The 26,356-nt window shown below is 36.4% G+C and carries 16 protein-coding genes; 10 read left to right on the top strand and 6 right to left on the bottom strand.

What is annotated here, in order from left to right; all coding sequences use genetic code 11:
- Positions 1-600 precede the first annotated feature (600 nt).
- The gene (locus tag ACIGHG_RS02575; RefSeq protein ID WP_396547007.1) at positions 601-1,161 is read right to left on the bottom strand and encodes a DUF2199 domain-containing protein; all 561 of its coding nucleotides are present in this window, start codon (positions 1,159-1,161) and stop codon (positions 601-603) included.
- Between the two features lie 260 nt (positions 1,162-1,421).
- Positions 1,422-2,321: a DMT family transporter gene (locus tag ACIGHG_RS02570; RefSeq protein WP_396547198.1), complete on the bottom strand. Its 900-nt coding sequence runs from the start codon at positions 2,319-2,321 to the stop codon at positions 1,422-1,424.
- A gap of 132 nt (positions 2,322-2,453) precedes the next feature.
- On the opposite strand from ACIGHG_RS02570, the gene pdxR reads away from it, so the two are divergent.
- From pdxR to hemY, 5 genes are all read left to right on the top strand, one after another.
- Positions 2,454-3,863 carry a MocR-like pyridoxine biosynthesis transcription factor PdxR gene (gene pdxR, locus ACIGHG_RS02565; RefSeq protein WP_396547196.1) on the top strand — a complete coding sequence of 470 codons (1,410 nt, stop codon included), beginning with the start codon at positions 2,454-2,456 and terminating at the stop codon, positions 3,861-3,863.
- Positions 3,864-4,260: 397 nt separating this feature from the next.
- Positions 4,261-6,378: a transglycosylase domain-containing protein gene (locus ACIGHG_RS02560; protein WP_396547005.1), complete on the top strand. Its 2,118-nt coding sequence runs from the start codon at positions 4,261-4,263 to the stop codon at positions 6,376-6,378.
- 327 nt (positions 6,379-6,705) lie between these two features.
- Complete coding sequence (hemE, locus tag ACIGHG_RS02555; RefSeq protein ID WP_090915635.1) at positions 6,706-7,752, top strand: uroporphyrinogen decarboxylase; 1,047 nt, start codon at positions 6,706-6,708, stop codon at positions 7,750-7,752.
- A 13-nt stretch (positions 7,753-7,765) separates the two neighbouring features.
- A complete protein-coding gene (gene hemH / locus ACIGHG_RS02550; protein ID WP_336472242.1) occupies positions 7,766-8,701 on the top strand; it encodes a ferrochelatase in 936 nt (311 codons plus the stop codon).
- A gap of 22 nt (positions 8,702-8,723) precedes the next feature.
- The gene (hemY, locus tag ACIGHG_RS02545; RefSeq protein ID WP_396547003.1) at positions 8,724-10,148 is read left to right on the top strand and encodes a protoporphyrinogen oxidase; all 1,425 of its coding nucleotides are present in this window, start codon (positions 8,724-8,726) and stop codon (positions 10,146-10,148) included.
- Between the two features lie 435 nt (positions 10,149-10,583).
- Here hemY and ACIGHG_RS02540 read toward each other — a convergent pair whose 3' ends face one another.
- Positions 10,584-11,477 (bottom strand): LysR family transcriptional regulator, encoded by an 894-nt coding sequence (locus ACIGHG_RS02540; RefSeq protein ID WP_336472240.1) that lies wholly within the window; start codon positions 11,475-11,477, stop codon positions 10,584-10,586.
- 120 nt (positions 11,478-11,597) lie between these two features.
- Here ACIGHG_RS02540 and ACIGHG_RS02535 point away from each other — a divergent pair, with 120 nt between their 5' ends.
- The 3 genes from ACIGHG_RS02535 (at position 11,598) to ACIGHG_RS02525 (ending at position 18,483) form a co-directional block, all read left to right on the top strand.
- Positions 11,598-12,344 (top strand): SDR family NAD(P)-dependent oxidoreductase, encoded by a 747-nt coding sequence (locus ACIGHG_RS02535; protein WP_336472239.1) that lies wholly within the window; start codon positions 11,598-11,600, stop codon positions 12,342-12,344.
- A 214-nt stretch (positions 12,345-12,558) separates the two neighbouring features.
- A complete protein-coding gene (locus ACIGHG_RS02530) occupies positions 12,559-15,738 on the top strand; it encodes a bifunctional cytochrome P450/NADPH--P450 reductase (RefSeq protein WP_396547001.1) in 3,180 nt (1,059 codons plus the stop codon).
- Between the two features lie 378 nt (positions 15,739-16,116).
- Positions 16,117-18,483: a DUF6359 domain-containing protein gene (locus tag ACIGHG_RS02525; RefSeq protein ID WP_396547194.1), complete on the top strand. Its 2,367-nt coding sequence runs from the start codon at positions 16,117-16,119 to the stop codon at positions 18,481-18,483.
- A 531-nt stretch (positions 18,484-19,014) separates the two neighbouring features.
- Here ACIGHG_RS02525 and ACIGHG_RS02520 read toward each other — a convergent pair.
- Both ACIGHG_RS02520 and ACIGHG_RS02515 read right to left on the bottom strand, forming a co-directional pair.
- The gene (locus tag ACIGHG_RS02520) at positions 19,015-19,707 is read right to left on the bottom strand and encodes a hypothetical protein (RefSeq protein WP_396546999.1); all 693 of its coding nucleotides are present in this window, start codon (positions 19,705-19,707) and stop codon (positions 19,015-19,017) included.
- A 532-nt stretch (positions 19,708-20,239) separates the two neighbouring features.
- Entirely contained in the window at positions 20,240-21,640 is a 1,401-nt protein-coding gene (locus tag ACIGHG_RS02515; protein ID WP_336472236.1) for a zinc dependent phospholipase C family protein, read from the bottom strand.
- Positions 21,641-21,860: 220 nt separating this feature from the next.
- Between ACIGHG_RS02515 and ACIGHG_RS02510 the strand changes: the two genes are divergently transcribed.
- Both ACIGHG_RS02510 and ACIGHG_RS02505 read left to right on the top strand, forming a co-directional pair.
- Positions 21,861-22,433: a TetR/AcrR family transcriptional regulator gene (locus tag ACIGHG_RS02510; RefSeq protein WP_336472235.1), complete on the top strand. Its 573-nt coding sequence runs from the start codon at positions 21,861-21,863 to the stop codon at positions 22,431-22,433.
- Between the two features lie 184 nt (positions 22,434-22,617).
- Positions 22,618-25,134, top strand: a complete 2,517-nt coding sequence (locus tag ACIGHG_RS02505) for a YhgE/Pip family protein (RefSeq protein ID WP_396546997.1) — start codon at positions 22,618-22,620, stop codon at positions 25,132-25,134.
- A gap of 374 nt (positions 25,135-25,508) precedes the next feature.
- Here the strand turns inward: ACIGHG_RS02505 and ACIGHG_RS02500 are convergent, their stop codons facing one another.
- Positions 25,509-26,039, bottom strand: coding sequence for a hypothetical protein (locus ACIGHG_RS02500; RefSeq protein ID WP_396547192.1), 531 nt, complete (start codon positions 26,037-26,039; stop codon positions 25,509-25,511).
- Between the last annotated feature and the right edge of the window lie 317 nt (positions 26,040-26,356).

Below are 26,356 nucleotides of genomic sequence, written 5' to 3'. Positions count from 1 at the left end.
ATTATAATTGATTGTAAAAATTTAGTTGTACATAAAATGTTTTTAATATAACAAAATAATATTTCGCATACCGTTTTCCTATATTTGACTATGCAAAATTGCATAAATTAGAGGTGAAAATTCACATGAAATAAAGGTTTTTTGGAAGTTTATTATCAATGATAATTTTTAAAGAATTATTATTTATTGGATAATAAATACATATTTTATAAATAGTATTATTTAGATTATACAAATCCATTTTAATTTTTCGACATATAAATTACTGCTATGCAGAATACAACATGACCGCTACTATGCATGGCCAGATGCTCTCGCCCCCCTAAAAAGAAAGAGGGTTTATATGTCGATTTTTTAATTTTTATTTATATAATATAAGGGTTCAAAGAATATAAATATTCCATACTAAGCGAATTTGAGTAGGTTGAAGTTGATATGTATACTATTAAAAAATGAAAAGTCCCTTCAGAAATTTGAAGAGACTTTTCGTTTACGTAATCCTTGTTACTATAGGTTATTTAAGTTTTTCTAATTTTGAGATGGCTTGTTCTCGATTCATAAAATTCACCTCTATACTGTAATACATCTTATCGTTAAGTATTACTCGCAATCCTCTTCTTGATTATATTGAGCCACAATTCCTTTAATTTCTGCAATTCGTTCTAGCGTAATTCCTTTTCTCTGTTCAACTGCTAAAGGATGATCAGTTGGTTCTAATTCGATAAATGGCCTGATTCCGATGTCTCTTATATAAACATGTGTTTTCAAGTTTACTGTATCAGGATAACCTGGAATTGATGTGGAAAGCCATCCGAAGTATGGCTCTTCTGTTTTTCTTTCTTCCGTTTCCCATAATTCCATTGTTTTGCTGAAGCTTTCTTCGCTTAAAGACACCCACACATTCCAAATAAATACTTCGTTGTTATTTATAATGGGGATTTCTATACAGCCTCGAATGAAGTAATATTCTTCATCCATGATGCAAATATCAGAGTTTATTTCAAAACGTTGATGTCTTTCATTTTCAGGAATATTGTAATAGTAAATAGGTGCATCACTTCCATAGCCTATTGGTAGTTCATGTTCGGAATGAGTGCAACGAAAATTTTCGTAACTAATTTCTTTCTTATTTGTTCTTCCATACGATCTTCTTCTCCGCATTTGAATATATACTCCTTATTTTATTGTTTGTCTTACGTTACATACGAGAATTGATATGTCTATCATACTCTGTTTCATTAATATAGCATGTTGTTATATTTTATATGATATGCAGGTTCATCGGACATAACTTCTCTTCGTTCTTTTAAGCAGTCACTTTGGGGGACAATTTGATTGTCACAGGCCATTACCCGCAAAAAAATCCGAATTTTGTGTGATAAGCGCTAGAGACCCTGAATACCCCAATTAATAAAATATTTTTATTTCTTAACTTTAACGCTTGAATAGGAGGTAGATTTTTTAAAATTAACTCTAAAACCTAGGGCTATTAAAGCTCCAATACAAGAAGATAAACATCCGAAAACCAAATACATTGACAAATCTGTTTCTCCAATTATCACAGATGCTATCCCACCAATTGCAGGGAATAAAGCGACCATGTAACCACTCTTTGTTCCTCCTATTTTTTCTACAAGTTTTAAATAAAATAACCAAGCCAAAAAAGAAGCAATAAAAGTTAAATACATTAGGGCTGATAAGTATGTAACGGTTGTAGGGAAAACAATTGTTTGTCCTTGCGCATATACAATTGAACCAATTAACAAACTACCTATAGTAAAACCAATAGCATTTGCATAGATTGGGTCTATCTTCTTACTAGCATTTCTGACAGAACAAGCGTCTCCTACTGCGGTAAGAACTGTACCTAAGAGAGCTATCAAAATTCCTTTCATAGTAGTTATTCCTTTGAAGTCACTTAATGTTGGATATATGAGAATACAAACACCTAAGATACCAAAAACTCCTCCAAGAAAAACTCTTGCATGTAGTTTTTCTTTAAGAAATATACGTAGTGCTATTGGAGTTAAAATAACTTTTAAAGAAAAGATTAGAGTTACGATAGCAGCAGAACACATGATAGTAGCATGATAGAGACATAGATAACTCAACGCAAAATTGCAAACGCCAAATAAAACGATGAACGGAATATCTTTTTTATTAGGTTTTCCATTAGGTTTCATAAACCATATAAGAACTAGAAATAAAATTGCAGTTAAAGCTAAACGGTATAATAATGATAGCTCTAAACTAACTGGTGTACCTTGAATTTTAACTGCAATAAAATTAAGTCCCCAAACAATTAAACAAAATAAGTACATGATTTTAATCAATGTAGCATCACTCCTGTTAAATAAGTACTGTATGAATCCGTATACTTAATATTAATTTTCGTTGTCATTTATAAAAGGTACAGTTTACAATAATTTCAAATGACAGTTGAGGTGTATGAAGTGAAAGAACTCGTTTTTAACATAGATCGGAGTAGTAATGTTCCAATGTATCAACAAGTTTATGTTTATATAAGGATACAGATATTAACAGGGAAGATTGCGCAGCATACTAAACTACCTTCTATTAGACAATTAGCAATGCTTTTGAATGTAAGTAGAAATACAACACAGGTGGCTTATGAACAACTTCTAGCAGAAGGTTATATACGAAGTGAAAGTAAGAAGGGCTATTTTGTGGAGGTAAATATGTCCGAACAATTATTTACATATGAGCCTACTACAGTAACGCATAAACAGAGACACAAAGTTATAAGTGAAACGATTGATTTTAAGATTGGAACGGTTGACAAGGAGAACTTTCCTATTGCAAAGTGGCGGAACTTAACGAATAAAGTTTTAATGGATCCTATTATGTATTCCTATGGGGACAAGCAAGGGGATATGTCGTTAAGGATGGCTATAGCAGATTACTTGTTTCAGTCGAGAGGTGTTAACGCTTCTAGTGAACAAATATTGATTGGCAGCAGTACACAACACTTGTTATTGATTTTGACACTGCTGTTAAAAGAGGAATTTCAGCAGATAGCTGTAGAAGATCCTGGTTACAATGGGGCAAGAAAGATTTTTTCCTTACAATCATTCTTAATTGAACCTATATCTGTTTCTGAAAATGGGGTTGATGTTAATCAACTTTATAAAACAGACGCAAGATTGACATATGTTACACCAACACATCATTTTCCATTTGGATATACAATGCCTGTTAATGAAAGGTTAAAACTAATTCAATGGGCTGAGCAGGTTGAGGGATATATTATTGAGGATGATTACGATAGTGAATTTCGCTATATTCATCACCCTGTTCCTTCTTTACAGAGTCTAGATTCCAATGACAGGGTTGTGTATGTAAGCACATTTTCTAAGGCATTATTACCTTCAATCCGTGTAAGTTACATGGTCTTACCGAAACGATTACTTCCTAGGTATGAGAAAATTTCGTCTTTACTAGAACAAACAGCTTCTTCTTTTCATCAAAGAACACTGGCTCACTTTATTTCAGAGGGATATTGGTATGCACATTTGAGGAAAATGAAATCTCTTTATAAACGTAAAATGAAGGTGTTGTGCGAAGAGATAAAGAATCATTTTGATAACTATATAGAAATCAAAGGAGATTCCTCTGGTATTTATGTAGTTATTGAAGTCAAAACTCAAATGAGTGAGAAAGATTTGATAAATAAAGCATCTAACAATGGAATTATTGTTTATCCATGCTCTCAATATTTTATTAAAAACGCACCTAAATATCCGCATATCCAATTAGGTTTGGGAAATTTAAGTGAACATGAAATTAAGGAAGGTGTCTGTAAATTAGCAAAAATATGGCTTGAAAAAATGAAATCTAAATGAAGTAAATAAATTCAATCTCGTTGATTTTCTTTTCTATAGAATTTACTTTTTTCTTTTAGAAAAAATCACCTCTTAAGATAACGATATCTCTCGAGATGATTTTTATCAAACTTTATTCAAAAGCTACATTTAGCGTTTGAAAATCAAACTGAACAAATGTTTCTATAAAAGGAATAATAAAAAGGAGCCCTCTTCCAATATAAGAGAGCTCCTTTTTTATTATGCACCGACTGTAAACGTCGTCACAAAAGAAGGTCTTGCAAAAATACTCTTTTGTGGCTCGCCGCTTCCGCTTTTATCATTATAGCAAGAGTTGTAAAAAAATTTGAAGATTATACATAAAGGGTGTGTTTTTTCAAATAATAAACGTACCATCATTTGGAAAGAAGGATGCGTTATGAAGAATACAAAGATGGTCCTTATTGGTTTTGTTTCCATTTTTATATTTGCGATTGTTCTATATAAACTCATTTTATTTACTGGCAGTTATATGATGGATGAAAAGAGACTTGTATTTCATTCTTCATCAAAAATTGTGGATCAGCGCGGAAAAGAAATTACAAAGCTTTATTTGGAAAATCGGGAATTGGTACGTATTGAAGATATTCCCTCATTTGTACAACAAGCCTTTTTAGCTGTTGAAGATGCGCGCTTTTATGAGCATCATGGCATTGACTTTCCTTCTATTATAAGGGCACTTTATAAAGATGTTCTCGCTGGAGAGAAAGTAGAAGGCGGGAGTACGATTACACAGCAGCTTGTGAAAAATGTCTTTTTATCCCATGAAAAAACGCTGTTTCGCAAAATGAAGGAAGTTGCGATTGCGTTTCACTTGGAACAGAAGTATACGAAGCAGCAGCTTCTTGAGATGTATTTAAATCATATTTATTTTGGACACGGGGCATATGGCATTCAAGCAGCTGCTAAATTTTATTTTAATAAGGAAGTGCAGCAATTAACAGTTGAGGAAGGGACGATGCTGGCCGCTCTTCCGAAAGCGCCAAGTAATTACTCGCCATTTTTGCATCCTGAAAAAAGTAAAGAGCGCCGTGATTTAATTTTATCGTTAATGCATAAGCAAGGATATTTATCAGCAGAAGAAACGGTGGGATATCAAGGGAAAACAATTGCTCTTTATATGAATCAAAATGAGCAGGAGCTTGCGTATATGCCGTACATTGATATGGTAATTGATGAAGCGGCCCGCACTTATGGGTTATCACATCAAGAAGTGCTGCGCGGTGGATATACGTTTGTTGTGGCGATGGATGACAAGATGCAAAAGACAGCATATGAACAATTGCAAAATGTCCGTAATTTTCCGATGCAAGACGATCATATGCAAGGCGCCGCTCTTTTCATGGATAGTAAGACAGGCGGGATAAGAGCGGCAGTTGGAGGAAGGCATTATATTGCGCGTGGATTAAATCGAATTTACGCAAAGCGGCAGCCGGGCTCTGTATTAAAGCCGCTTCTTGTTTACGCACCAGCACTTGAAACGAAAAAATATACACCATATTCTTTATTAACAAATGAACGAGGTTCGTTTGATGGCTATGAACCGCGCAATTACAACGATCAGTATTCGAAAGAAGTAACGATGTATGATGCCCTGCTGCAATCGGCTAATGTTCCAGCTGTATCCCTGCTGCATGAAATTGGATTAGAAGAGGGGAAGCAATATTTGGAAAAAGGGAATGTTCACATTCCTGAACATGGTCTTAGTACTGCACTTGGCGGTTTACAAGAAGGAGTTTCCCCATTTGAACTTGTGAAAATGTATCGTGCGTTTGTAGCGGATGGAAAAATCGTTGAACCGCATGTAATTGAGAAAGTGTTAAATCGACACGGAGAAGTAATTGGGCAAGCAACCGATAAAGAAATTAAAGTTTTTTCTAAGCAAACCGCTTGGTATATGACAAGAATGCTTGAAGGTGTTGTAAAAGAAGGTACTGCACAAGATGGTGTATATAAAGGAGCGCTTGCTGGGAAAACAGGAACAACGTCGCTTCCAAATCAAGAAGACGGGGCAAGAGATATTTGGTTTGTTGGGTATACACCTCATATCGTTGGAGCGGTTTGGATGGGATATGATCGCACGGATGATAAACATTATGTGCGTGGAAGCAGTTCTTATCCAACAAAATTATTTAAAACAATTTTAGCAAAAACAAATGTAAAAGCTGATTATACATTTGCACAGCCGCACGGTGTTGAGAACATTGGAGAGCCGATTCGCTTAAGTAAAGTGGACGATTTAGAAGCGAAGTTGACGTTTACTCCGCTTGGTTTGTTTACTGCAAAATTAACATGGAATCAACTTTCTGATAAGAGAGTGCAATATCGAATTTATAAAATAGACAAAGGGAAAGCGATTCATATTGATACAGTAACCGGAAAAGGGGAGTATGAAGTAAAATTTATGAACGTTTTTAAGGTCCCTCGCTTTTACGTTGTGCCGTTTAATCCGCAAACAAATCGAGAAGGAGAAAAAACAAAACGGGTTAAACCGTAATTTCAGCTTGTGCTATAATGAGAATGTTCCAAAAAAAACAGAGTATTACCATATGTTTGTGTCAATTTCATGAACATCGTACATAATGTTGTGCATTTTGTTTTCACTAATTGTATAGTAAGAAAAGATAATGTGAAGCTTCCAGCGATAGGGATTACATACTGATGGAAAGCTCTCACCAATCGGGCGCATGCCAGCAGTTCTCCCCCGCTTATCTTCTTTGGATTCCTTACAATTTTGAGGAGAGAGCGGGGGAGGTATTGGCCGTTAATACGAGATAAAAAGGATAGGGTTCGTTAGCTGTATTAGAAAAAGGGGGACAAGGGTTTGGTACGACAAATCAATGAAACATTTTTAAAAGCATGCAGAGGAGAACGCACGGATTATGTACCAGCATGGTATATGCGCCAAGCAGGTCGTTCTCAGCCAGAATACAGAAAGATTAAAGAAAAGTATTCTTTGTTTGAAATTACACATCAACCAGAGCTTTGTGCCTATGTAACGAAGCTGCCTGTTGATCAATATAATGTTGACGCTGCTATTTTATATAAAGATATTATGTCACCGCTTCCATCGATTGGTGTGGACGTAGAGATTAAATCTGGAATCGGACCTGTAATTGATAATCCGATTCGTTCGCTTCAAGATGTCGAAAAATTAGGGGAAATTCACCCAGAAGAAGACGTTTCATATGTGCTTGATACGATTCGCCTATTAACAACGGAAATGCTTGATGTCCCGTTAATCGGATTTTCAGGAGCGCCGTTTACGTTAGCGAGTTATATGATTGAAGGCGGTCCGTCTCGTAATTATCATAAAACGAAAGCGTTTATGTATGCGGAGCCAAAAGCATGGTTTGCGCTAATGGATAAGCTTGCAGATATGACAATTACCTATTTAAAAGCGCAAATTAACGCCGGCGCAAAAGCAATTCAAATTTTCGATTCCTGGGTTGGCACGGTAAGTGTGACGGATTACCGTTTATATATTAAACCAGCAATGGAGCGCATTTTCACAGAACTTCGTCCGATGAATGTACCACTTATTATGCACGGCGTTGGAGCGAGTCATTTAGCAAATGAATGGCATGATCTGCCGCTTGATGTTGTCGGTTTGGACTGGCGCCTGCCGATTGAAGAGGCGCGTGCTCGCGGCATTCAAAAGGCTGTGCAAGGAAATTTAGACCCATCTATTTTACTTGCACCGTGGAATGTGATTGAAACGCATGTAAAAGCGATTTTAGATGAGGGAATGAAACAGCCAGGTTACGTATTTAATTTAGGACATGGTGTTTTCCCAGAGGTGAATCCAGAAACGTTAAAACAGATGACTGCATTCATACATGACTATTCAAGAGAACAGTTGGCGAAGTAAAGGAGAAGCCCATATGAAAAAGAAAATCGGTTTACTTGTGATGGCATATGGAACGCCGTATAAAGAAGAGGATATTGAACGTTATTATACACACATTCGCCGCGGCAAAACGCCAAGTGTGGAAATGTTAGAAGACTTAACAGAACGATACAGAGCAATTGGCGGGATTTCGCCTCTTGCGAAGATCACACTTGAACAAGCGGAAAAGTTAGAAGCATATTTAAATGAGATGCAAGATGACGTGGAGTTTAAATTGTATCTCGGCTTAAAACATATTGAGCCATTTATTGAAGATGCTGTGAAGAAGATGCACGAAGATGGAATTGAAGATGCAATTGCGATCGTTCTTGCGCCGCACTATTCTACTTTCAGCGTGAAGTCTTATATCGGACGAGCACAAGAAGAAGCTGATAAACTTGGCGGCTTACAAATTCACGGTATTGATAGTTGGTATAAAGAACCAAAATTTATTGATTATTGGGTGAACCAAGTGAAAGCAATATATGAAAAGATGACAGCTGATGAACGTGAAAAAGCGGTCCTTATCGTATCTGCACATAGTTTACCGGAGAAAATCATTACACTTGGAGATCCGTATCCAGAGCAATTAAGTGAAACGGCTGATTATATTGCACGCGGAGCTGGAGTAGAAAACTATGCAGTAGGCTGGCAAAGTGCTGGTAATACGCCAGATCCATGGCTTGGGCCGGATGTACAGGATTTAACACGTCAGTTGCATGAGAAATATGGATACACATCCTTTGTATATGCACCCGTTGGCTTTGTTGCTGATCATTTAGAAGTATTATATGACAATGACATTGAATGTAAAATTGTCACAGAAGAAATTCAAGCAAACTATTATCGCCCAGAAATGCCAAATGCAAAGGCCCCATTTATTTCTTGTTTAGCAGATGTTGTCATGAAAAAGTGGAGTGCAGTTTCATAAAGCAGGGAAGGAGGAAGCAGTCGTGAAAAAGAAGATAGTGATTATAGGCGGCGGGATTTCCGGCTTAACAACAGCATATTACTTGCAAAAAGAAATTCGGGAACAAAGTTTGCCGATTGACACAATGCTTATTGAAGCATCAGGAAGGCTTGGCGGGAAAATTAAAACATTTAGAAAAGATGGATATACAATTGAACGTGGCCCGGATTCGTTCTTAGAACGGAAAGAGAGTGCGGCAAGGTTAGCACGTGAATTACAACTTGGTGATCAACTTGTGAATAATGCAACAGGGAAATCGTTTGTACTTGTGAATAATCGATTGCACAGCATTCCAAGCGGTTCGATGATGGGAATTCCAACGCAAATTACACCATTTGTATTTTCCGGGTTGTTTTCTCCTATCGGAAAGCTCCGTGCAGGATTTGATTTTGTACTGCCTCGCTCTAAACCGGTATCAGATCAATCGCTCGGTCAATTTTTCCGTCGCCGTTTAGGAAATGAAGTAGTTGAAAATTTGATTGAGCCATTGTTATCAGGTATTTATGCTGGTGATATTGATCAGATGAGTTTAATGGCAACGTTCCCGCAGTTCTATCAAGTAGAGCAAAAGTATCGCAGCATTTCGCTCGGTATGCGTACATTGGCACCGAAACAGCCAAAGGATGCAAAGGCAAAAACAAAAGGAATCTTTTTAACGTTAAAAACAGGTTTACAATCTATTGTTGATAGGATTGAAGAGCGATTAGAAGATGGAACAGTTATGAAAGGGACGCGTGTTGAAAAAATCATAAAGATCGATGACCGCTATAGCATTACGCTTAGCAATGGAAAACAAGTAGAAGCAGATACAGTTGTAATGGCCGCATCTCACAAATGGCTGCCATCGATGTTTTCTCAGTATAAACAGTTCCATTTCTTCCGTAACATTCCATCAACATCAGTTGCCAATGTAGCATTAGCATTTCCAAAAGAAGCGATTCAGCGCGACATTGAAGGAACGGGGTTTCTTGTGTCGCGCAATAGTGATTTTACAATTACAGCATGTACGTGGACACATAAAAAATGGCCGCATACAACGCCAGAAGGAAAAGTACTCCTGCGCTGTTACGTTGGGCGTCCCGGCGATGAAGCAATTGTGGAACAAACAGATGAAGAAATGGTTCGCGTCGTGTTAGAAGACTTGCAAAAGACAATGGATATAACAGCTGAGCCAGAATTTGCAGTTGTTAGCCGCTGGAAAGAAGCGATGCCGCAATATACAGTTGGTCATCAACAGCGTATGAAAACGTTAAAGCAGTTCATGAACGAAGAATTACCGGGTATTTACTTAGCAGGAAGCTCGTATGCCGGTGCTGGATTGCCAGATTGTATTGATCAAGGCGAAGCTGCTGTAAAGTATGTATTGTCTTATTTAGAACAAACAAATCAAAAAGAGTTAATGGCGTAATAAGAGGAGCATCCCTTTGGAGAAGGGATGCTTTTTATATGATAATGTGTTTGTTCTATATAAATCAATTTTAATTTTTCGACATCTTTGTCTAGCTCTGCCTCCTAGGCCCTCATGTCTAAGAACCTTGCACACGAGAAGGTAAAAAACACCTTCTGTGTGAAAGAACCTTAGTCAACAGGCCTAAACAGTCGGCTCCGCTTTTCTTTATAAGTTGCTGTTATGCAGACTGCAACACGACCTGTACTCGCTTTCTCCCTTTATTTTAAAACATCACATGTGGCAGGAAAAGGCCCTGACCGCTTCTATGCACGGCCAGATGCTCTTGTCCTCCCTTAAAAAGAAAGAGGTTTTTATGTCGGTTTTCTTATTTGGATATATATATTCAAGTAGTTGTTGTGTTGGCTTTTCAACTTGTATTTATATCATTCTACTTTAAAGTTCATGTTTCAATTTAGTAATAAAGTGCTTACAAATTTGAGAGTAATGTTTTCCTTCTGAGCGTACCCAGGCAAAATAGACATCATGTTGCTTAGGAACCTCAAGGTCAATCATGACAATGTCTTTTTTTAATAGAGTAGACTCATTAGCAAAGGAATAATCAGGACCAACAGTGATAGCTAATCCATCTTTAATAGCTTTTTGGATGGCATCTGTATGATTAGTGGTAAAAAGAATATCAACAGATCCATATACAGCCGTGAATTGCTTCATAAACCATTCGACGTAATCATCCTTGTATAAAACTAAAGAATGATTCAACAGTTCTTCTGGGGTAATTGATTTGTTAAATGCTAAAGGCGAATTACGGTTGACCCCAATAACCATTTTTCCTTTCAACAATGGTTCGAGCAAGAATCCACTGCTTTTATGAACAAGGTCTTCAAATAGAATAATGAGACCCATGTCAATCTTATGTTGGCGAATATCATCTAGTATTTCCTGTGAACCTTTTTCAAATATCTCTATTTTTACATTTGGATAATCCTTTTTAAAATTTGTTACTGTATTAACCAATAAAGGCATAGGACCAGGAATTGTTGCAATTCTTAATTCACCACTTATGGTATTTGAAAACCCGTTAGCCTCATCTTTTAACTCCTGGAGTTTCTCTAGTACTTCAGCAGCTTTTTTAATAATAATTTTTCCTTCAGCAGTAGGGATTGTACCTAAACGAGAACGTGTAAATAACGATATCCCTAATTCTGCTTCCAATGCTGAGATAGATTGACTGATAGCAGATAACGTGACATGCATATTTTGTGCTGCAATGGTTAAAGAACCTGCATTGGTAACCTCAATGATATATTCTAATTGCTCGATATTCATATAAACATGCCCCTTTTGTTAAGTGTTACTTAAGTAATAGTAAGTATATTTTAATAATATTTAATTTATAGAAGTGTTACAATTATTGCAAGAAATCTAATAACATATAGGAGGGCTAGTATGATGACAAGAAGAGTTGCTGTAATTACAGGTGGAGGAAGCGGAATTGGTCGACAAACATGTATCAAATTTGCACAAAAAGGAGATCAAGTGGTAGTCGCTGATTTTAATGAGACAAGTGGAAAAGAAACTGTAGAAATGATTAAAGCTGAGGGTGGAACAGCTATTTTTGTTAAGACAGATGTTTCACAGTACGAACACGTAGAAAATCTAGTTAATACCGCAGTAGAAGCGTATGGCCGGATTGATGTTATGTTTAACAATGCTGGAATTGGCGGTGCAGGTCCAGTGCTTAATCAAAATATGGACCTCTATGAAAAAGTAATTGGAGTGAATCAACATGGTGTTGCCTATGGAATCATAGCAGCAGGAAAGAAGATGAAGGAATTAAATATAAAAGGTGTAATTATAAATACAACGTCTGTTTATGGCTTCTTAGCTTCTCCAGGTACATTTGCATACCATGCAACAAAAGGTGCTGTTATTATGATGACAAAATCTGCAGCTCTTGAATTAGCTGAATATGGAATTCGTGTAGTAGCGGTAGCACCAGGAGTTGTTGATACGCCTATTCTTCATGGATATAAAGATAGTATGATTGAATCTATGAAAATGAAGGTTATGGGTAATGGGTTAACGAATCCAGAAGCACTTGCTGATGTAGTCTACCTTCTTTCATTAGAAGAAGCAGATGCCATTAATGGGAGTGTAGTAATGGCTGACCATGGATATGCCTCATTCAAATAATGACATGTAAATGTGATTTTCTAGTTTAAATATATATACTATTTTTTGAATATTCTATTAATTGTATTTATAATTGAAATGCTCACGATAGAACGTACAAATTTGTGGGGGATAACGGTTAGCATATGCCCGATTGGGCAGGCTTTCATCAGAGAGGAATGAAAAACTCTTCACTGATGAAAGTTTCACTTTATTAAAGGAAAGGATTTTTTATATGAAAGGGATTAGCAATATTCCACAGCCTAAAACTTTTGGTCCACTTCGCAATTTACCGTTGTTAAAGGGAGAAGAGCCCATGCAATCCATTGTAAAGCTTTCATATGAGTATGGGCCAATTTTTCAACTTGAATTGCCTGGAAGGACTCGTACCATTGTTTCTAATCATGAATTAGTGGCGGAAGTATGTGATGAATCTCGTTTTGAAAAGAGTATTGGAACCGCTTTACAAAATGTTCGTGCATTTGCTGGCGACGGGTTATTTACGAGTTGGACAAACGAACCAAACTGGCATAAGGCACATAACATTCTTCTTCCTAGTTTTAGTCAGCAAGCTATGAAGGGATATCACGCTATGATGGTTGATATCGCTATGCAATTGGTTCAAAAGTGGGAGCGTCTCAACCCTAATGAAAGTATTGATGTACCAGAAGACATGACACGCCTGACGCTAGATACGATTGGATTATGTGGATTTAATTACCGCTTTAATAGCTTTTATCGTGATACGTCGCATCCTTTTATTACTAGCATGGTCCGTTCGCTTGAAGAAGCAATGAATCAATCGCAACGCTTAGGCATACAAGATAAATTAATGGTTATGAAGAAACGTCAGTTTAAGCAAGACATTCAATCTATGTTTGATTTGGTAGATAATATTATTGCAGAGCGTAAAGAAAGTGATAATCAAAATGGAAATGACTTGCTAACTCATATGTTGAATGGGAAAGATCCGCAAACAGGTGAAATGTTGGACGATGAAAATATTCGTTTTCAAATCATTACTTTTTTAATAGCTGGGCATGAGACGACTAGTGGTCTATTGTCATTTGCACTATATTTTCTTTTGAAACACCCTGATAAGCTTAAGAAGGCATATGAAGAAGTAGATCAAGTTTTAACAGAAACGATTCCTACATACGAGCAAGTTCAAAAACTTAAATACATTCGTATGATTCTCAATGAGACGTTACGTTTGTGGCCAACAGCCCCAGCTATTTCACTTTATGCAAAAGAAGATACACTTCTTGGGGGAAGATACCATATAGAAAAAGGAAGAGAAGTTACAGTTCTCATACCAAAGCTTCACCGTGATATGAGTGTATGGGGGGATGCTGTTGAAGATTTCCAACCTGAGAGATTTGAAAACATGGAACAAATTGCCCCGCATGCATATAAGCCATTTGGAAATGGGCAAAGAGCTTGTATTGGACAACAATTTGCACTTCAGGAAGCTACTTTAGTATTAGGTATGATTCTGCAACATTTTGAAATTATAGACCATACAGACTATCAATTAAAAGTTAAGGAAACATTAACTTTGAAACCAGATGGATTTACTATGTGTGTCAAACCACGAACTAAAAAAGTTACATTAGCTGTTTCTGATCCAAGAATGACAATACAAAAAGAACAAGAAACAAAACATAACTTCAAAACTGTTGTCGATTCGCATCATACACCGCTACTAGTACTTTATGGATCCAACCTTGGAACTGCGGAAGGAATTGCACGAAAACTTGCTGATACAGCTCGCTCTCAAGGCTTTCAGAGTGAGGTGGCACCGCTTGATGAGTATATTGAAAAGCTTCCTAGAGATGGAGTCGTGTGTATTATCACTTCCTCGTATAATGGTAATGCACCTGATAACGCAAAGGAATTTGTGCATTGGATAAGCGAGTTAGAGGATGAAACACTTAAAGGAGTGAAGTATGCTGTTTTTGGATGTGGCAACCGTAGTTGGGCTAGTACATATCAACGTATCCCAAGGTTGATTGATGAAAACTTGGCATTAAAGGGTGCGGCTCGTCTGACTATACGTGGTGAAGGCGATGTGAATGAAGACTTTGAGTTCCAATTTGATGAGTGGAAAAATCAGTTATGGGAAGATGTAGCAAAAGCTTTTCATTTAGAAGTAACTAAAAATGAAGGACGTTCGGAAAATAAACTTAAATTACAATTTGTTAGTGAATTGACAAGTACTCCTCTTGCGAAAACATATCATGCACTTTCGGCTTACGTTATAGAAAATCGTGAGCTTCAAACAAAGGAGAGTGCACACAGTACGCGCCATATTGACGTTATTTTGCCTGAAGGTACTAAATACCAAGAGGGTGATCATCTAGGAGTGTTCCCGCAGAATAGAAAAGAGCTTGTAGAACGTGTTTTACAACGATATGGACTAAAAGGGAAAGATGTTCTTCTTCTGAGTGGAAGCGATCATAACATGGCACATCTTCCTTTAAAACAGTGCGTATGTGTGTATGAACTGCTAGCAAATTATGTGGAATTACAAGAGCCAGTGACACGGGCCCAGCTTCGTGAATTAGCGGCATATACGGTTTGTCCGCCTCATAAACAAGAGTTAGAGGCTCTTTTAGAGGAAGATGCATACAAAACGAGTATTCTTCAAAAACGTACAACTATGCTCGATTTACTTGAGAAATATCCTGCTTGTGAATTGCCGTTTGAAAGGTTTTTAGAGCTTCTTTCACCTTTAAAAGTCCGATACTATTCAATTTCTAGTTCACCGCAATTTGTTTCAAATCGTGCGAGTATCACAGTGGGTGTCGTACGAGGGCCATCTTGGAGCGGGCATGGTGAATACCTGGGAGTTGCTTCAAACTATTTGGCTAAGCGGCAAGTAGGAGATGTTATCGCATGTTTTATCCGTAATCCGCAATCAGGGTTTCACTTGCCAGAAAATCCTGAGAAGCCAATTATTATGGTTGGGCCTGGAACAGGAGTTGCTCCATTCTTAGGATTTTTGCAAGCACGTCGTGTTCAAAAGCAAGAGGGTCATAAATTAGGAGAGGCACATCTATACTTTGGTTGTCGTCATCCTGAGCAGGATTATCTTTACCGTGAAGAGTTAGAGCGTGCTGGGGAGGATGGATTAGTAACGCTTCATACAGCGTTCTCTCGTTTAGAGGACCAACCTAAAACCTACGTACAACATCTGATGAAACAGGATGCAAGCAAATTAATTCGTTTGCTTGATGAGGGTGGTCACCTCTATATATGCGGAGATGGAAGTCGAATGGCTCCAGATGTAGAGAGAGCTTTATGCGAAGGCTATCAAATTTATCATGGTGTTGATGATCAAAAAGCAAAAACTTGGCTTGATAATTTGCAATATGAAGGAAGATATGCAAAGGATGTTTGGGCAGGTATATAATTTTTTATAGAGAAAGAGGAACTGTTCTAAAGTGCTATTAAGCTAAAATAATTTTATATTCATATAAAAAAGCGCTATTTTTTCTGTAAGAATATACAGAAAGGATGGCGTTTTTGGTATGAATTTATCAATTTCTGATGAACGAGAATTGTTTTTTATTACAGTCTGTTTTACACATATTAATTAGAAAAACATTTTTCAAAGATTCCATAGAAAGTAACGAACTTTATTCATCAAATGGTCGCAAGAGGGAAAATGAATCCCCTGTTTTAGTGGGAAATTAATTTTTTGTAAATTTATATATAAATATAATGTCCTTTATAAAGAACTCTGCTATGATAGACATGCTAGGCATTGAGAAAAACATGTAGGGGGAGGATTTCTTTGAAAAAACTAGCAATTATCTTTTTTTCATTTGTATTTGTTTTACTAGCAGTGGATATTGTAGCAAAGGCCGAACAGGAACAAGTGTTAACTGTCGATGAAGCAATTCAGTTGTTTCAACAGCAAGGTAAGAAACAAGCAGCTGTAGAAGGGTATATTGTTGGATACACACAAAATGCAGGTAAATATACGAAAGAGCCAGCGAAATTTGGAGATACAAACGTTGCAATTGCCGCTTCTCCAGATGAAGTGAACGCTGATAAAATTATGCCTGTTCAGCTGCCGATAGGTGAAGTTCGTAAAGCAGTGAATGTAAAAGATCATCCAGAAAATATGGGGAAAAAAGTGCGTCTAACAGGTACGTTAGATAGTTATTTTGGTAGCCCAGGACTAAAGGCTGTTACAGCTTATGCGTTTCAAGATAAAGAAACTCAAAAAGTAAGCGATGTCATTGCTAGTCCAAACGGGGGCGAAGTAGAAAAGGGAACAGCGGTAACATTATCAACTAGAGCAGAAGGTGCTGCCATCTATTACACGTTAGATGGGTCAAATCCAACGTCTCAAAGTATTCGCTATAATGAACAAATTATACTGAATGAAAATAGTGTCATTAAAGCGATTGCCGTGAAAGAGGGATTTGAAAATTCTAATATCGCGACATTCTCGTTTACAATGATAAAAAATGAACCAGTTCGTATTCACGATATTCAAGGGAAGTCTCATATTTCTTCTTATAATGGAAAAGATGTGAAAGCGGTTACTGGTATTGTGACACAAGTAGATAAATCTGGATTTTATATGCAAGACCCGCAATCTGATGAAGATCCAGCTACGTCAGAAGGGATTTATGTTTATAAAAAAGATAGCGGTGTAAAAGTAGGTGACCTCGTTTCTGTCGATGGACAAGTGGAAGAGTTTATCGGACAAGGATATGCAGATCGTTTTGATACAGATTTATCGATTACAGAAATTAAAGCAAAGTACGTTATCGTGAAAGAGAGTAATCAAAAATTACCTGAAGCAGTTGTATTAGGGGAAAATGGTGTGAAAATACCAGATACAATTATTGATAATGATGGATTTGGCATTTTCGATCCAGCAGAAGATGCAATTGATTTTTATGAAAGTTTAGAAGGCATGCTTGTAACTGTGCCGCAGCCAAAAGTCGTTGGACCGCAAAAAAATGGTAATTTATATGTAACAACTGCGAATGGCAGCCAGAAAGTAACGACAAAATTTGGAACGCCGCTGCTGAAAGCTGACAATGCAAATCCAGAGCGCCTCTCTATTAAAGTTGCACGTAATTATGTAGCAAAATCAGGAGATCAACTTCTTGGAGATGTAACGGGTATCGTTGGTTATGATTACGGAAATTATCGTATTTCACCAATTGCAGAGCTTCCAGCACTGCAAGACGGCGGATTTAAACAATTTGGTGCAAACATTCAACCGCGCCTTGATAAACTAACAATTGCAACATATAATATTGAGAACTTCTCAGCGAATAAAAAAGACACGTCCGATGAGAAAGTAAGACGTCTTGCTTACGCTATTAAATACAATTTAAAAATGCCAGATATTATTGGTGTTCAAGAAATGCAAGATAACAATGGAACAATGAATGATGGCACAACAGATGCATCGCTTAGTGCAAAGCGCTTAATTGATGCGATTCAAGCAATTCGCGGACCAAAGTATGAGTATGTAGAAATTGCACCAGAAAATAATAAAGATGGCGGTGCGCCAGGAGCGAATATTCGCGTTGGTTTCTTCTATAATCCATCTCGCGTGAAATTAGCACAAAAACCAGTTTTACTTGAGAAAAATGTTGTACGAATTGGACAAAATAATACATTATTTGACGACACACGTAAGCCGTTAGCTGCTGAGTTTACATTCCAAGGGCAAAATATCGTTGTTATTTCCAATCATTTAAACTCTAAATTAGGAGATGCATCGCCATTTGGAAAAATCCAGCCGCTTGTATTAAAAAGTGAAGCAAGACGCGTGCAGCTTGCTGAGGAAGTAAATGGTTTCGTAAAAGGCATTCAAGGACGACATGCAAACGCACCAGTTGTTGCCCTTGGTGATATGAACGACTTCGACTTCTCAAAACCAATGCAAGCATTAAAAGGCGACATTATGAAAGAAATGCTTGAAACAGTTCCACAAGAAAATCGTTACACATATATTCATGATGGAAATGCACAAGTATTAGATCACATTTTCGTAACGAATAACATTGCACCGCATACAATTGTTGATCCAGTTCATTTAAACTCGAATGTTATGGAAGAACACGGTCGTATGAGTGACCATGATCCGGTGCTTGCACAAATTGATTTAAAGAAAGCTTCGTAATAAGAAGAACTGCGTTCAATGGGCTTGTATTGCCTGGTAAGTGAAAATGCACCCTATAAAATGGACAGTTTAATAAAAGGCTTTAGAACTTAAACGCATAAAAGATGGTTTCGATGTTGTATCGGATCCATCTTTTTTAATTTCTTTGTCTCAATTACTGGCCTTGGTCGCACTGTTTCAATCGATTATTGTTTTTTTCTTTGCTCTTACACAAAGTAGTTGAACTTACAAAAAGCCCAAGGTACAATAGTATATTTCTATATTAGGGGGTACCGTTCGTATTTTAACGAAAATATACGCTAAGCAAAATTTGGCATGAAAAAACGTTGATTTTACTAATCTAAGAAAATCAACTAATCTCAAAAACGTCGGTAGGTATTTGAGACAAATGAACTTCAACGTAAAAAAAGCTAAAAATAGCTTAAATGGCGTCTCAAAACTCATCTTTAAATTAAAATCAAAATCCCAATTGAAATCATGCTATTGGTTTTTGAAAATCTCTTAGCGTATAAAAACATCAAAATGTACGTGTTACCCTTTTTTAAATTTCTGTTCAATCTTATCATGTATTGATTCGATTTTTTCAGGCAACACAAATAAATATTCGATAAGGACTTCTAATAATTCTGTTACTAAAGTTATTGTTTCATCATCAATTTCCCGTTTCAATTCAAGCATTTCATAAAAAGAACCGTCCGGATGAACGAGGTAGCCAACATCTTGAATTTGTTTAGTTAAATCGATATAGTTTGGCAATTGTTGAAATTGCTGGGAAAGAGACAGCCCATTACTATCCTCTCCAAGAAAATGTTTGAGGACACTTTCAAGAACTCGTTTTGACATTACTGCAGCAGCAGAATTATCTTTTGACTGACTGACATTTAAAGCAGAGCGATATGCCCTGACAAGGTCTATAGGGATATGTTTATTGCGTTCAAGCTGGTCCAAAGGATCTCTTAAATCCGAAGGACTATAAATATAAACTTCTAATTCTCTATTTAATCGATTCGAATTAAACATAAGCACAAATTCTGATGGCTTTTTACATTCAGAACAAATCCCTTCTGCGAATAATCCTCTTTTTGTAACTTGATAATAATTCGTTTTTAACGTAAATTCACCTGATTTACCGCATTTAGGACACTGACTTTTGACATTTTTTGGCACCTTTAAATACCCATACTGGGTATGAGACAAAATGGCCCCTGGCAATATTCTCCTCATTTAAACCTCCTAAAAACTCAACCCTAATACGTAACTTATATAAATATTTCTGGTGACGATTTAGTCACCTCATGAAGATATAAGATAGTTAGAATATGTTTACCTGTCTTATCACAAGATGTAGTGGTATCGCAGAGTAGTTATTATTTCTGTATAGTTTATAATTGGTAATACCAATTTTTAAAGTTATACAAAAAGTATAACTTTAAAAATTATAATTGCAATCTATAATATGTGGAAATAATGGTTTTTTTTTAAAGTAAAGTATCACCATAAATGCCCACATTTTAACAAACGTATAAGCTAAGCAATTCGATATGAAAAAACGTCGATTTTACTATTCTAAGTTTATCATTGTTTTCATTATAACGAGGTGGTGGTGGGCAACGACGTACAAAAACCCCGAATCAGGGACATGATTCGGGGTACAGTTCACATAAGAAGAACGAGTGAGGTTCTTTTTATGTTTCAATATATAAGTTGTTATGTTGCATACAAAAATACTCATTCTGCACGAAAAGGTAGCAGCAATTTATCTGCAAGGTACAAACTTCCATGAGCTAGGTTTTTGCGTTTTTTCACCTAGTACAATCCAACTTTTTTCTGCATTTACATTTTCATAATTTAATGGATAACCATCTGTAAAGATATTATATTCTGTAGGGTTATTCGGATTAATTTGAATTTTAAAGTCAGCTAAACTATCAGATTTTTGAGCAAGGTGAACCCAACTAGAATACTTAGACCAATTTAAATATTGATATTCATTATAATTCGAGTTCTTCATGTGAAGATATACGCTCTCACCATGGTGCAATTTTGCGTCATTTTCTTTGTAAAATTCAAATTCTATAGGTGTACCAGATTGTGTATTATTATTTCCATTTGCAAGTAACACATAATCGTAACGAGTTCCTGCATACCATTTAAATGTTAAACCTTGATAAGGAGATTCACTTGGTACGATATAATAGTTTTTCCCTGCTTCTACGACATTTCCTTCTGCATCATAGATTAATGCCTTCTCTATACTTGGAGCCTGCTCATTTTTAGCAAAAGTTTTAAACCAAAGATTTAAGAAACCTGCTGTATTGCGCTGAGCTGCTGTTAAGCTTCGCTGCACAGCAGGGATAACCATCTCTTGCCACAATTGTTCTTTACCACTATTGTAATACTTCAATGTATTGTCATTAGTGATATTCTGGATTTCAGGTTTAGCTACCTTTGCTACATAATCAATCCATTCTTCAGGTTTAGTGAAAGAATCGTTATAATTCCCGCCAGTATTGACTGCAAATTGATTTTGAATGGTTGTCACATAATTTTCAAAGGCACTATGATATTTGATAGCCCTTGTATCAATTGCGGTAAAATTTGCTGCATGCATAGGCTGTGTAGCATCTGTAAGGTAGTGCGTGGCTACTCCTAAATAATAGAAAGCTTTTTCATAATCTTTATTTCGAAAATGCTCTCCAGATTCATAAAAGTATTTCTTTCCTTGTGTAAGAGCTGTTGGATCTGTTTCACCTCTATAATTTTTCTGAGTATCAGGATCATAAAAGTGAGACTTCCATCCTCCTTTGAAAACTCCGCCGATTCCTAACCCGCCATCGTTAAATTCAGAATTATAATCTGCATCATATAATCCTTTTGAAAATAAATCTTTATATTGCGGGAAATTTAAGAAGTCTACAGCCTGTTTATTTGTTTCCACATTAGATTCTGTTTTCATAATTTCAATAGCTTGTTTTGCAATCCATAAATGTGTACTTTTATCAGAATGATACGGAGCCTCTGCAGACCATTTTTCAGCAATGGGATCATTCTCATTTAAATCAATTTGATCGAGATGAGCATAGCTATGTTGAGGGAATGCTCCTAAAATACTTAAAGTCGTTCCAGCTATACATAGTGTTGAGATAATTTTTTTCATTTTATCTTCCTTTCTAACTATAATATTATAATAATCATTATATATAAAATAATAGTGATTTCAATATTTCCATGTACGATTCTTTTGTTTTTTCCTACATTGACACTTTTTTGTTACAATGTAATAAGAAATAAAACTTGAAAAAGATGGGAAGCTATGGTAATATCATAAACGTACTATATGACCGAAATGTTCAAATGGTCATTTTGGAGGTGAAAACGTGGCAATTGATCGAAAACGAGCAATTATTGAAGCAGCAACAAAATCTTTTTCAGCATTTGGGTATAAAGCAACTACGATGGATCAAGTTGCAAAGTTAGCCAATGTCGGAAAAGGGACAATTTATACGTTTTTTAAAAATAAGGAAGAGTTGTTTGGTGAAATTATCTCTAATTTAATTACAGAAATGAAACAAGCCGCAGAAACAACAATCGATCCAACTATGTCATTTTTTGAAAACGTACATCGTGCATTATACAGTATTTTAGAATTTCGAAAAGACCATCAACTTATGATTAAGCTCATTCAAGAAGAACGAGATATGGGAACAAAAGAAGTGCAAGATGTTATGCAGCAATTGGATTCGGCAATTATTACATTTATTAAATCGCATCTTGAAGCTGCAATTGCAAAAGGTGAAGTTACGGCATGTGACCCAGAAATTACAGCATTTATCATGGTTCGTTTGTATATATCTCTCATTTTTGATTGGGAAAAATATCATGAACCGTTAGAAAAAGAGCATATTGCTGAACTTTTTGAATTATATTTATTAAAAGGATTGTCAAAATGAGATAATCCTCTTATTATTATAAAATATGACCAAATGAATGATTCGGTCAGAAGTTTGTGGAGGAGGAATTGTAAGAAGATAGCAGAACATACGAGAGGATGAATTGGTCGTTATTTTCTTCTTTTTTTACAAAAACTGACTGAATGAACAAAACGGTCAATAATTAAAAAAGGGGGAGTAAACAATGCGAGGATTGAAACTGCTTGGACAAGAGTTTGCTACGATTATCAGAAGCAAAAAAATCTTAATTCCCATTATTGCAGTCTTATTTATTCCAGTATTGTACGCTGGTATGTTCTTAGGTGCGTTTTGGGATCCATATGACCGATTAGATGATTTACCAGTTGCAGTTGTAAATCTTGATGAAGGTGTAGTGTATAATGGAAAACCGATTGAAGCCGGTAAAGAACTTGTTAATAATTTGAAAGAAAAGAAAGGCTTCAAATGGGAGTTTGTCAGCGAGAAAACAGCAAAAAAAGGAATGGATGATCGGAAATACTACATGACGGTCCGCATTCCAAGTGACTTTTCTAAAAATACAACAACATTGTTGGATGCACACCCTAAAAAATCAAAATTAGAGTACATTCCGAATGAAAGCTTAAACTTCTTATCCTCGCAAATTGGTGGATCAGCCATTGAAAAAATTAAAAGCGAAGTATCAGCCACAGTAACGAAAACATATGCTGAGACAATGTTTGATTCATTAAAAGATGTATCGAAAGGCTTTGCTGATGCGAGTGATGGAGCTGGTAAGATTCATGATGGAACTGGGAAGTTAAAAGATGGCTCACAGCAAATCACAAATGGTTTAGGTGAATTATCTGGGAAAGCTAATGATGGATTGAATCAATTATCAGATGGTTCACAGAAAATTACAAATGGCTTAGGCGAGTTAAATAGTAAAGTAAGTGGCATGCCAGGTGGAGTGAATCAGTTATTAGGTGGTTCACAGAAAATTACAAATGGCTTAGGCGAGTTAAATAGTAAAGTAAGCGCGATGCCAGGTGGAGTGAATCAGTTATTAGGTGGTTCACAAAAAATAACAGGTGGCCTAAATGAACTAATTAATCCTGAAGGGAAATTGCAATCAAGTTTAGGTCAGTTATTAGATGGTTCGCAACAAATTACAGGTGGATTAAAGCAATATATTAATCCACAAGGTGATTATCAATCTGGATTAAAAGCAGCTAAAAACGGTGCACAAGAGGTAAGCACAGGAGCTTCTGAACTTTCACAAGGGGTATCTGAATGGAAGAAACAAGCTGATACACTAAGTGGTGTTGCGAAACAGACAGCCGGAGGGGCTCAACAAGTTTCAAAAAACTTAGCGGATTTAAATAAACAAATTGAAAGTTTACCAGAAGAGTATAGAAAACAACTACAGCCAACTGTCCAAGCAATAATGGCTGGTAATGAACAAGTTTCTAAAGGTACAGCAGGAGTTGCGCAAGGCGTACAAGGTTTGGCTGGAGAAAAAGGTGCTGAAAAAATTGAAGCCGGAGCAACGAAACTTGCAAGTGGTGCAGGTGATTTAAATAAAGGAATCAATCAGCTGTCGGAGAAATCAATAGCAGGTCTAAATAAATTGGCAACTGGCTCAGGGCAAGTAACAGGAGGAATAGGCCAGTTAGCAGATTCAAAAGGGGAATTCCAAACTGGCTTAAATAAATTAGCAAATGGGTCAGGACAGATCACAGGCGGTTTAAATACCTTAGCAGATAGTGCAGGCCCATTAGCAAGTGGAATTAATGCTTTATTCGATGGCTCAGGACAAATAACAGGCGGTTTAAACACTTTAGCAGATAGTGCAGGTCCACTAGCAAACGGAGTAAGTGCATTACTTGATGGTTCGCAAAAAATCTCAGGTGGTCTAGGGCAATTCGTAGATCCAAAAGGGGATTTCCAAAGTGGTTTAGTTCGTTTACAAGACGGTTCAGGTCAAGTAACAAATGGTCTTGGCGAAGCAAATAACGGTTCAAAAGAACTAGCAACAAAACTTGGCGAAGGTGCTGAGAAAACAAGTGAAACAAAAGGCGACGAGAACAAATATGACATGTTCGCTAGTCCGGTGAAAGTGAAAACTGAGAAAGTGTCAGAAGTTCCAAACTACGGAACAGGTTTTACACCGTACTTCTTATCTCTTGGCTTATTCGTTGGGGCATTGTTATTATCGATCGTGTTCCCGTTACGCGAAACAGTTGGTATACCGAAATCAGGATTTAGCTGGTTTATTAGTAAGTTTGGAGTACTACTTGCAGTTGGTGTGATTCAAGCACTGATGGCGGATGCAGTATTACTGCTTTGGTTAGGTGTTAAAGTACAAAGTGTTCCGTACTTCGTATTGTTTAGTATTATTACAAGTTTATCGTTTATTGCATTAGTTCAATTTTTAGTAACGACTTTCGGCGATGCAGGACGCTTTATTGCGATCTTGACATTGATTTTACAGTTAACAACAAGTGCGGGTACATTCCCACTTGAGTTAATTCCGGAACCGCTGCAAGTATTTAACGCATGGTTCCCGATGACATATTCTGTATCAGGACTTAAAGCGGTTGTTTCAAGCGGAGACTTTGGCTTTATGTGGCAAAACGCAGGCATTTTAATGATCTTCATTGTTCTGTTATCACTTGGAACAATTGGTACATTAACTTGGATGCATAAGCGTCAATATGGGAAATTTTCTGACGCAGAATAATTGATAAATCCTAAAGGCTTGTAGCCTTTAGGATTTTTTATGTTATGGAAAGTGAGTTGTGGTTCACCGTCCACCTGTATAGTTAATGATGTAATTGACCTTGTTTTAGAGCAAAACATACGGAACAACTATATAAATCAATTTTAATTTTTCGACATATAGGTTGCTGTTATGCAGACTGCAACACGACCTGTACTCGCTTTCTCCCTTTGTTTTAAAAAATCGCATGTGGCAGGAAAAGGCCTTGACCGCTTCTATGCACGGCCAGATGCTCTCGTCCTCCCCCTAAAAAAAGAGGTTTTTATGTCGGTTTTTTAATTTGGATATATATAGAGAAGTCAATTTAACTAAAGCTAGGTTTTCAGGCACTTACATTATGGACGATAAAATTTTACATGCTTATCATTGCGATCAAACCAACCTTTAAATGCCCAGTTAATCCATCCACCATCTCCTTCATTGGTGAATTCTCCGTCTTCAAACACCCATATGCCGTAAATTGTTCCATTATAATTTGTTGAACCATAAAATTTAACTCCTCTAAATTGTTCAACATACCCTTGATTTAAATTAAAAACCATTACATTATAGCGCTGACCTGCTGAGTAAAAAGTTGATTCCATTACATTTTTTACAAATCCGGAACGGTTAGCGTTAGCATTGATAGCATCTCTAATTCTATCAGCGATACCTAGGACATCAACATTAACATTTAAATTAGCGCTAGCTGCAAGTTTTAAACTAGTATTCTGTTGATTTTCCATAGATAAATGAAATGTCTCATTAGAAGCAACTTTTTCTTGGTTGTAGTTAGTAATAGATTTTTCTTCTGCGCTAGCGTGAGGGATGGAAATTGTACTTAATCCGATAGCACCTGCGAATGCGATTCCTGCAAATTTTTTCATTTTACTCATGTTAAAGACCTCCTGTATTTTGAAAATGTTATTTCAACTTGATTTTATCTTCCAAAATTTTGTGCTTGAAGTAGTGATATTTAATTCACATAGTTACATTTTTGAAAGTTTCTTTTATCTCAAGGATTTTTGATATTCGGTTTTTGTTGATAAAAAAATGACAGATAATTTTCATATGATTTAGGAGGTGAATGTAAAAAATGTTACGTTCGAACACAATTGAATCGCTTACCTATACGTTAAGGAGTTTTTTTATTATATGATGCTATTTTTCTTTCGCTGTTTTCGTAAGAATTGTTGCGATCTTG

The sequence above is a fragment of the Bacillus sp. NPDC077411 genome (assembly GCF_044543425.1).
GTDB classification, from domain to species: Bacteria; Bacillota; Bacilli; order Bacillales; family Bacillaceae_G; genus Bacillus_A; species Bacillus_A bruguierae.
The sequence above is the reverse complement of the archived record's forward strand: the minus strand, read 5'-3'. Positions and strand labels throughout refer to the sequence as shown.